This is a genomic window from Inquilinus sp., from assembly GCF_057815775.1.
Genome location: NZ_JBYRFX010000895.1, coordinates 1 through 8512, shown reverse-complemented (window position 1 = coordinate 8512; position 8512 = coordinate 1). Strand labels below are relative to the sequence as shown.

Below are 8512 nucleotides of genomic sequence, written 5' to 3'. Positions count from 1 at the left end.
GTGTGGGCGCGGGCCATGCGCAGGGCGAGGTCGTTCGCCTCCGACCCCGAATTGACGAAGACGCAGACCGACAGCTGTTCCGGCAGCGTCGCGGTCAGGCGGCGGGCGAAGTCGACGATGTTGTCGTGGAGATAGCGGGTGTTGGTGTTCAGCACCGCCATCTGCGCCTGGCCGGCTGCCACCACCCGCGGGTGGCAATGGCCGACATGGGCGACGTTGTTGACCATGTCGAGATAGGCCGTGCCGGTGTCGTCGATCAGGTACTGGCCTTCGCCGCGCACGATCTTCAGCGGCTCGGCATAGGACACCGACAGCGAGCGGCCGAGATGCAGCCGGCGCTGTTCCAGCAGCTCGTCATGCCCGCGCTCCAGCCGCACCGAAACCTCGGCCGGGATGCCGAGGATCGCGTTCGGGTCGGGGCTCACGCTTTCCCACACATCCATGTCGCTGCGCCGGCCGACGCCTTCGATGTCGGCGCCGCGGCCCATCAGGTCGAGCAGCAGCTGGAAGTGCAGATGCGGCACCCAGTCGCCATTGGTCGGCGGCGCGCCGTTCCAGCCGATCACGTCCCCCGTCGCGACCCGGTCGCCCGACTTGAGATGGGTCAGCGTCCGGTCCGAGAGGTGGCCGTACAGGGTGTAGAACCGGTCGCCGTCATCGGTTTCGTGCTCCAGGATCACCATCGGCCCGTAATCGCCGGGCTGCGCGTTGTTGGTGACCAGATGCACCCGCCCGGGCAGCGGCGCGAAGAACGGTTCGTCCGCCGCCAGGAACACGTCGATGCCGAGATGGATCGTCCGCCGTTCGCCGCTGTCGGTCTTGAAGGCGTCGGTCTGGTAGACGCCGCGCGGCTCGGCATAGCGGCCGATGCCGACCTTGGCCTCGGCCTCGGCGATGCGGGCCAGCACCGCGTCGGTCTGCGCCTGCGTGTCCGGCAGGCCCTGGATCGCCTCCAGGTCCGGGCTGTCATGGCTCCAGTCGAACACGATGACGGCGTCCGGGTCGGTCAGGTCGTGGCGGCAGACCGGGCCGATCTTGTCCGCATTGGCGGCCAGCCAGGCCAGCACCGGACGGCTGCGCGGATGCGCCGGCAGCCCGGCGGCGGCGCGCAGCTTGTAGCCGGCGAAGGCGTCGTTGCCACCGGAGGCGTTGTTGAGTCTGTCGAGCTGGTCGATCAAGGCCCAGGCATCCTTCTGGCTGATCAGGAGATAGTCGTTGCCGGGGTCGCGGGCGTGCTGCCAGGACGACATGCACACGCTCTGCGCCAGCCGGGCGCGGATGAGGTCGGGCAGCACCGACAGTTCGGCCGCCGTCAGCGGGTTGGCGGCGTGGTAGCCGGCGACCAGCGGCAGCACCGCATCGACCGGCTGGTCCTGGCCCATCATGGCATAGGCGCAGGCGACCGCGAGTTCGGCCACCAGCGGGTTGGCGACGGCATCGCCGAAATCAATCAGCCCGGCGCACAGCCCGTCCGGCCCGACCACCACGTTCCAGTCATTGGCGTCGTGATGCACCACCTGCCGGCGCAATCCGGGCAGCAGCGGCGCCACCCGCTGGTCATAGGCGTCGAGGATCCGTTCCGCCTTCGCCCGCCGTGCCGGGTCGGCGATATGCGGCAGCAATTCGCGGGCCTGCGGCGCGGCCGTGATCGCCCAGCGCAGCGGCCGGTCCTGGGCCGGATGGCTGAAATCGGCCAGGGCCCGGTCGAGCCGGCCGAGATAGAGGCCGAGCGAGCGCAGCAGATCGGCGCCGTAGGGCCGGGTTTCACCCATCAGCCGCCCGGGCAGCCAGGTCAGCGCCCGGGCCAGCCGGGTCGACCCGTCGGCCATCGCCACCGGCACCGTCAGGCGGTCGTCCAGGGCCGGCACCGGGCGCGGCGCGGGCAGCACAGGATCGCGGTCGCGCAGATGCAGCAGGGCGCCGTCCTGGAAGTCCAGCACCGCGGCATCGGCACCGGCGTGATACAGCTTCAGCACATGCTGGCCGCCATCCGCCGCGGTCATCAGGAAGTTCTGGTCCAGCTCACCCGCCAGCGCCCGGGCCCGGGCGTCGATGCCCCAGACCGTGCGGAACAGAGTTTCGGCCTCCGCCGGGCCGAAGGGGCGCCGGAGGTCGAGGGCGGGGTCGGGCATCGAGACAGGTCTCCGAAGTCAGGGCGGCGGCGCGATCGGACCGCATCCGGCGAGAAAAGCATTGCGATCGGGGCGCGGCAATAGGTCTTCGGGCCTGCCCATAACCCAGATTTCTATCATCCACTAAAAATTTCTCTATGCGATAAATCCTGACCGGCCTTAGCGTTGGCGAAAGCCAAACAGGGAGGACAGGATGCGTCTCTACATCTCGGCCGACATCGAAGGCATCGTCGGCGTGGTCACCCGTGACCACCTCGCCCCCGAGGGCTTCGAATATGAGCGGGCGCGCGACTGGATGACCGACACCGTGGTCGCCGCCTGCGAGGCCGCGCATGAGGCCGGCGCGACCGAGATCGTCATCAGCGATTCCCATGGCAATGGCCAGAGCCTGAAGATCGAGAAGCTGCCGGACTACACCCAGCTGGTGCGCAGCTGGCCACGGCCGCTGTGCATGATGCAGGGGGTGGAGGTCGGCGAGTTCGCCGGCGCCCTGCTGATCGGCTATCACGCCGGCGCCAGCAACCGGTCCGGCGTGCTGTCTCACACGCTGAGCGGCAGCGCCTTCCAGGAGGTGCGGGTGAATGGCCAGGTGCTGAACGAGGCCGGGCTGAACGCCGCCATCGCCGGCCACTACGACGTCCCGGTGATCTACGCCTCGGGCGACGACGTGGCGGTGGCGGAGATCCGCGACATCGTCGGCGACATCGAGACCACGACGGTGAAGTGGGCGCACAGCACCCGCTCCGCGCGCAGCCTGACCCCGGCCGTGGCCCATGAAGCGGTGCGCCAGGGCGTGACGCGGGCGATCGGCCGGATCGGCGAGGCCAGGCCGTTCCGCCTGCAGGCCCCCTTCGCACTGGAGGTGCGGTTCCGCCACCGGCTGCCGGTCGAATACCTAGCCTATCTGCGCTGCATCACCCAGGTCGACACCTACACCATCCGCTACGAGGCGGCGGATACCGTCGACCTGTCGAAGTTCCTGATGTTCCTGTTCGGCTACAACGTCACCCTGACGATGTAGACTGTCGGTCCGGCACCGCGAGGTGCCGGATTGGGAGGGCCGAGAATATGACAATCGTCGAAGACGAAGAATTCTGGAAACCGCGCCGCTGCCTGCGCGAACCAATTCCGGACATCTTCCATGCGGCTTTTCTGCTAAATCGCGCGGTGGGCGCTCACCTTGCGGGCGATCACTCATCGGCAGCGGAACTCATCCGTTCGGCGAACATGCCTGCGGTCAGGGCTTGGACTGAATCCCTTTGGGGAAGTGCAACGGCAAACCCCGATCAGCCGAAATATCTGCGACCTCGGGCAATCCCCAATGCTCCACCAACACTGCCAAAAGAAGACCGAATAGCGGTGAGAATGCCTGCTCTGGAGGAGCGGCGTCGCATCATAAATCACTATGGACGAAACTGCGTATTTTGCGGTATCCCGCTGATCTCAAAAGAAATCCAGACCGCAATCAAAATTGTCTATCCCGAGGTGCTCCCATGGGGCGGGACAAATTCGGACCAGCATGCGGCGTTTCAATGCTTGTGGATGCAGTTTGATCACGTCCTGCCGCACAGTCGTGGAGGTGACAACTCGATCGAGAATGTCGTCGTGACCTGTGCCCCCTGCAATTATGGGCGAGGCGACCGTACGTTGAGCGAAGTCGGGCTTATCGATCCCCGCACGCTACCGATACACAAAACATCGTGGGATGGGCTTGAGCGGTTTTCTCATGCCCCTCGAACACCGTAGCCAGATCGCGCAAGAAGACCGCGAGTGATTGCGTCACACCAATAATGCCTGCTAAGAGGCGGCTTATACCGCCGGCAGATGGAAGTTCCCAGCATTCCTGTTGGGCATAATACCGGCGGCATGAATTCTTAACCCGTCATCGCGAGGAGGCGAAGCCGCCCCTTTTACGTCAAGAATGGGCGATCCAGCGGCTCGATCTCTGGATTGCCACGCCCTTCGGGCTCGCAATGACGAGTCGATAAATTCGGCCGCTGGTATAAGACCATCGCAACGATGCAGTGGTCAGTCCGGCCGGCGCAGGGCGAGGACGCTCCAGTGCACGGCGCGGCCGAACATGTCGTCCCGGCGGCCCTCATGGGCCGGGACGAGGCCATGCCCGGCGCCGAGGCCGATCACCTCGGCCGCCGGCACGTCGAACATGCGGCGGCCGGGCGGTACCGGGCCATGGCGCAGGGTCAGCACGAACAGGCCGCCGGGCGCCATCAGCCCGGCGACCGCCGCCACCGCCGATCGCCGCTCCCGGTCATCGAGATGCATCAGCACCGCGACCAGCATGACCAGGTCGAAGCGGTCGCCGCGCGCCTGCAGCCGGGCGAGGTCTGGCAGGCTGTCGTCGACCCATTCGATCCCGGCATCGGCGTGCAGCCGCTGGCCGTGGGCGCGCAGCTCCCGCGTCGGCTCGACCGCCACCACCCGGTGGCCGAGCCGGGCCAGCGCCGCCGCGTCGCGCCCGGTGCCGGCGCCGATATCGCAGACCCGCGCCGGCGGCGCCGGCAGCAGGGGCAGCACCGCGCCATGCAGGGCGGCGAAGTCCACCCTTTCATACTGCTCGGCAAGGCGGTCCGCCTCGGCCCCATAGCCATCGGTGCCGGGAATCGGCGGCTGGGTCATGACGGGGCCTTCAGATCGTGAACAGCGAGCGCAGGGTGCCTTCCAGGTCGGGTTCGGGACTGGAGCAGACGGCCATCACGCTGGCATCGCCCTCGCCCACCGCGACATAGGCGTGGCCCATGGTGCTGTCGATATAGATGCTGCCGCCCTTGTCGAGGCGGACCGGGGCGTAGTGCTCGGTGTGCACCTCGATCGCGCCTTCCAGGACATAGATGAACTCCTCGCCCGAATGGCGCACCAGCGGGCCGAATTCCGCCAGGGTTCGTGTCTTGACCCGGGCGATCACCGGCACCATCCGCTTCCGCTGGATCTCGGTGCAGAGGTAGAGATAGTCGTAGCTGGGCGTGACCTGCGGCAGCCCTTCGCCCGGCTGGCTGACCGACCGCCGGGCCATCGCCGCCTCCGCCCCGGTCGGCGTCGCCAGCAGTTCGGCCAGGTTGATGCCGAGGCCCTCGCTGATCTGCAGCAGCTTATCGTAGGTCAGCGACATCTGGTCGTTCTCGACCTTCGACAGGGTCGAGACCGCGACCCCGGTCTTGGTGCTGACATCCTGCAGCGTCCAGCCATGCCGGCGCCGCAGCGCCTTCAGGCATTCCCCAAGCTTGGGCTGATCGGACATGCGGACGGGCCGGGAGTGATGACAGGGATTATCACCCTATGTCGGCAGTGGATCTTATCGCAAGAACCATGATTTTTCCGATCCGATAATCTATTTGACATATAAGCTATCAAGCCATCAGGCTGTGGAAAACGGGAGGCTGCGGAATGGACGTCGTCGACGTCGCCGTGATCGGGGGAGGCATCGCCGGGGCATCGCTTGCGCGGGCGGCCGCGGATGGCCGCCGGGTGCTGCTGCTGGAGCGCGAAAGCCAGCCCGGTTATCACTCGAGCGGCCGGTCCGCCGCCCTGTTCTCCGAAACCTACGGCAATGCGGTGGTGCGGGCGCTGTCGACCGGCAGCCGCGATTTCTTCCGCGCGCCGCCGCCGGATTTCGCCGATTTCACCCTGACCCGGCCGCGCGGATCGCTGCATGTCGGTCAGCCGGGGCAGGAGGCGGCGCTGGACCGCCGGGCCGGGACCATGGCGGCGCTGGTGCCAAGCGTGCACCGGCTGGACGCCGCCGCCGTCGCCGCCCGGGTGCCGGTGCTGCCGGCGCACCGCATCGCCGGCGCGGTGTTCGAGCCGGAGGCACTGGACCTCGACACCAACGGTATGCTGCAGGGGTCGCTGCGCGGCCTGCGCCGCCAGGGCGGCCACATGCGCACGGGGGCCGAAGTCACGGCGCTGTCGCCGCTGCCGGGCGGTGGCTGGCGGATCGAGACCACGGCCGGCCCCGTGGTGGCCGACATCGTGGTGAACGCCGCCGGGTCCTGGGCCGATGCGATCGCGGCACTGGCCGGCATCGCCCCGGTCGGGCTGGTGCCGAAGCGGCGCACCGCCTTCCTGTTCGACGCGCCGGGCCACGACATCGACGGCTGGCCGGCGGTGGTCGATCTGGACGAGCGCTTCTACTTCAAGCCCGATGCCGGCAAGCTGCTGGGCTCCCCCGCCGACGAGACGCCGAGCCCGCCCTGCGATGCGCAGCCGGAGGAGATCGACCTCGCCATCGCCGTCGACCGGATCGAAGGTGCGACCACCTTGTCGATCCGGCGCCTGTCGCATCGCTGGGCCGGGCTGCGCAGCTTCGTCGCCGACCGCACGCCGGTGCTGGGCTTCGACCCCGAAGCGCCCGGTTTCTTCTGGTGCGCCGGCCAGGGCGGCTACGGCTTCCAGACCGCGCCGGCCATGGCCCGGCTGGGCGCCGCCCTGCTGCGCGGCGACCTGGTGCCCGACGATCTCGCCCGGCTGGGCGTCACCGCCGCTTCCCTGTCGCCCGCGCGGTTCGGCGCCGGCGCCGACGACACAGTCTCGCTGGAGGCGCACCCATGAAGATCTTCATCGCCGCCCTGGTCACCGAGACCAACACCTATTCGCCGCTGCCGACCGGCGCCGCCAGCTTCTACGCGCCCGAGACCTATCGCCGGCGCGACGCCAGCCGCGACGACAGCGCGGCCGAGACGATCTGCCAGAAGACCTGGCGCGAGCTGGCGGAGCAGGACGGGCATGAGGTGGTCGAGAGCGTCACCGCCATCGCCCAGCCGGCGGGCCGCACCATCCGGTCGCTGTACGAGGCGCTGCGCGACGACATCCTGGACGATCTGCGCCGGGCCGGGCCGGTCGACATCGTGCTGCTGCTGATGCATGGCGCGATGGTGGCCGACGGCTATGACGATTGCGAGGGCGACACCGCCGAACGGGTCCGCGCCATCGTCGGGCCCGGCGTGCCGGTCGGCATGGAGCTGGACCTGCATTGCCACCTGACCGACCGGATGGTCGAGGCCTGCACCGCGATCATCGGCTTCAAGGAATACCCGCATGTCGACCTCGCCCCCCGTGCGGTCGAGCTGTACGAACTGTGCATCCGGGCCCAGCGCGGCGAGATCCGGCCGGTGATGGCGCTGCATGACTGCCGCATGGTCGGCATGTGGCGGACCCCGGTCGAGCCGATGCGCGGCTTCGTCGACCGGATGCAGGCGCTGGAAGGCCGCGACGGCATCCTGTCCGTCACCTTCGGCCATGGCTTCCCCTGGGGCGATGTCGAAGAGGTCGGCGCCCGCATGCTGGTGGTCGCCGATGGCGATGGCGACCGGGCCCGACAGGTGGCGGAGGATCTGAGCCGAGAGATCTGGGATCTGCGCCACGCCACGGCGACGCCGCACGACACAGTGGACGCGGCGCTGGACCATGCGCTGGCGGCGCCGCGCGGCCCGGTGGTGCTGGCGGATGTCGCCGACAATGCCGGCGGCGGCGCGCCGGGCGACAGCACCTTCATCCTGCGCCGCATCATCGACCGCGGCATCGGCAGCGTGGTCAGCGGCTGCTACTGGGACCCGCAGGCCGTGGCGCTATGCGAGGAGGCCGGCGAGGGCGCCAGCTTCGACCTGCGCATCGGCGGCAAATGCGGCCCGGCCTCGGGCGACCCGGTCGACCTGCGCATCACCGTCAAGCGCGTGCTGCCGGAGGTGTTCCAGACCGGGCTGGGCGAGGACAAGGCGCCGCTGGGCCGCGGCGTCTGGGTCCAGGCGGCGAACGAGGTCGACCTGGTGCTGGTGACGCTGCGCAGCCAGACCTTCGCGCCCAACGCCTACACCGCCTTCGGCATCGACCCGTCGCGGAAGGCCATCGTGGTGGTGAAGTCGACCCAGCATTTCTACGCCGGCTTCGCCCCGATCGCGGCCGAGATCCGCTATGTCACCACGCCGGGCGCCATCCCGCCCAGCTTCGGCGACATCGCTTTCACCAAGCGCCGCGTGCCGTTCTGGCCGCGCGTCGAGAACCCCTTCGCCTGATCCCCGCTTCCGGGAGGACGCCATGACCCATGACCGCCCCCTGCCGCCCGACTTCAATGCGCAGGTCGACGCGCTGTTCGCGCGCTGGGCCGGGCCGGATTCGCCCGGCGCCTCGGTCCGGGTCACCCGGCATGGCCGCGAGATCCACCGCGGCTGCTACGGCATGGCCGACCTGGCCCATGGCGTGCCGATCGACGAGCGCACGGTCATCCGCATCGGGTCGCAGACCAAGCAGTTCACCGTGCTGCTGGCGCTGATGCTGGAGGCCGAGGGCAAGCTGTCGATGCAGGACGATGTCCGCCGCCACCTGCCGTGGCTGCCGGATTTCCCAGAGACCGTGACGCTGCACCACCT

The 8512-nt window shown here is 68.7% G+C and carries 8 protein-coding genes; 5 read left to right on the top strand and 3 right to left on the bottom strand.

Annotated elements, in window-relative coordinates; all coding sequences use genetic code 11:
* Positions 1-2132 (bottom strand): aminotransferase class III-fold pyridoxal phosphate-dependent enzyme (locus tag AC3XYG_RS32070; RefSeq protein ID WP_489143946.1); only part of this gene is annotated, 2132 nt, incomplete at its 3' end.
* Between the two features lie 193 nt (positions 2133-2325).
* Here AC3XYG_RS32070 and AC3XYG_RS32065 point away from each other — a divergent pair.
* Positions 2326-3153, top strand: a complete 828-nt coding sequence (locus AC3XYG_RS32065) for a M55 family metallopeptidase (protein ID WP_489143945.1) — start codon at positions 2326-2328, stop codon at positions 3151-3153.
* A 47-nt stretch (positions 3154-3200) separates the two neighbouring features.
* Positions 3201-3878, top strand: coding sequence for an HNH endonuclease (locus AC3XYG_RS32060; RefSeq protein WP_489143944.1), 678 nt, complete (start codon positions 3201-3203; stop codon positions 3876-3878).
* 282 nt (positions 3879-4160) lie between these two features.
* Here AC3XYG_RS32060 and AC3XYG_RS32055 read toward each other — a convergent pair whose 3' ends face one another.
* Both AC3XYG_RS32055 and AC3XYG_RS32050 read right to left on the bottom strand, forming a co-directional pair.
* Positions 4161-4769, bottom strand: coding sequence for a class I SAM-dependent methyltransferase (locus AC3XYG_RS32055; protein ID WP_489143943.1), 609 nt, complete (start codon positions 4767-4769; stop codon positions 4161-4163).
* Positions 4770-4779: 10 nt separating this feature from the next.
* On the bottom strand, positions 4780-5388 hold the full coding sequence (locus tag AC3XYG_RS32050) for a helix-turn-helix domain-containing protein (RefSeq protein ID WP_489143942.1): 609 nt from the start codon (positions 5386-5388) through the stop codon (positions 4780-4782).
* Between the two features lie 146 nt (positions 5389-5534).
* On the opposite strand from AC3XYG_RS32050, the gene AC3XYG_RS32045 reads away from it, so the two are divergent.
* The 3 genes from AC3XYG_RS32045 to AC3XYG_RS32035 form a co-directional block, all read left to right on the top strand.
* Positions 5535-6698 (top strand): NAD(P)/FAD-dependent oxidoreductase, encoded by a 1164-nt coding sequence (locus AC3XYG_RS32045; RefSeq protein WP_489143941.1) that lies wholly within the window; start codon positions 5535-5537, stop codon positions 6696-6698.
* Complete coding sequence (locus tag AC3XYG_RS32040) at positions 6695-8158, top strand: M81 family metallopeptidase (RefSeq protein ID WP_489143940.1); 1464 nt, start codon at positions 6695-6697, stop codon at positions 8156-8158. Before AC3XYG_RS32045 ends, AC3XYG_RS32040 begins: the two co-directional genes overlap by 4 nt.
* Positions 8159-8180: 22 nt before the next feature.
* The coding region (locus AC3XYG_RS32035) for a serine hydrolase domain-containing protein (RefSeq protein WP_489143939.1) at positions 8181-8512 on the top strand (332 nt) is incomplete at its 3' end.

What these genes read in the sequence shown, in the direction of transcription:
- AC3XYG_RS32040 (WP_489143940.1), top strand. Translation starts at nt 6,695, where the DNA reads ATGAAGATCTTCATCGCCGCCCTGGTCACCGAGACCAACACCTATTCG.
- AC3XYG_RS32065 (WP_489143945.1), top strand. Translation starts at nt 2,326, where the DNA reads ATGCGTCTCTACATCTCGGCCGACATCGAAGGCATCGTCGGCGTGGTC.
- AC3XYG_RS32050 (WP_489143942.1), bottom strand. Translation starts at nt 5,388, where the DNA reads ATGTCCGATCAGCCCAAGCTTGGGGAATGCCTGAAGGCGCTGCGGCGC.
- AC3XYG_RS32045 (WP_489143941.1), top strand. Translation starts at nt 5,535, where the DNA reads ATGGACGTCGTCGACGTCGCCGTGATCGGGGGAGGCATCGCCGGGGCA.
- AC3XYG_RS32055 (WP_489143943.1), bottom strand. Translation starts at nt 4,769, where the DNA reads ATGACCCAGCCGCCGATTCCCGGCACCGATGGCTATGGGGCCGAGGCG.
- AC3XYG_RS32060 (WP_489143944.1), top strand. Translation starts at nt 3,201, where the DNA reads ATGACAATCGTCGAAGACGAAGAATTCTGGAAACCGCGCCGCTGCCTG.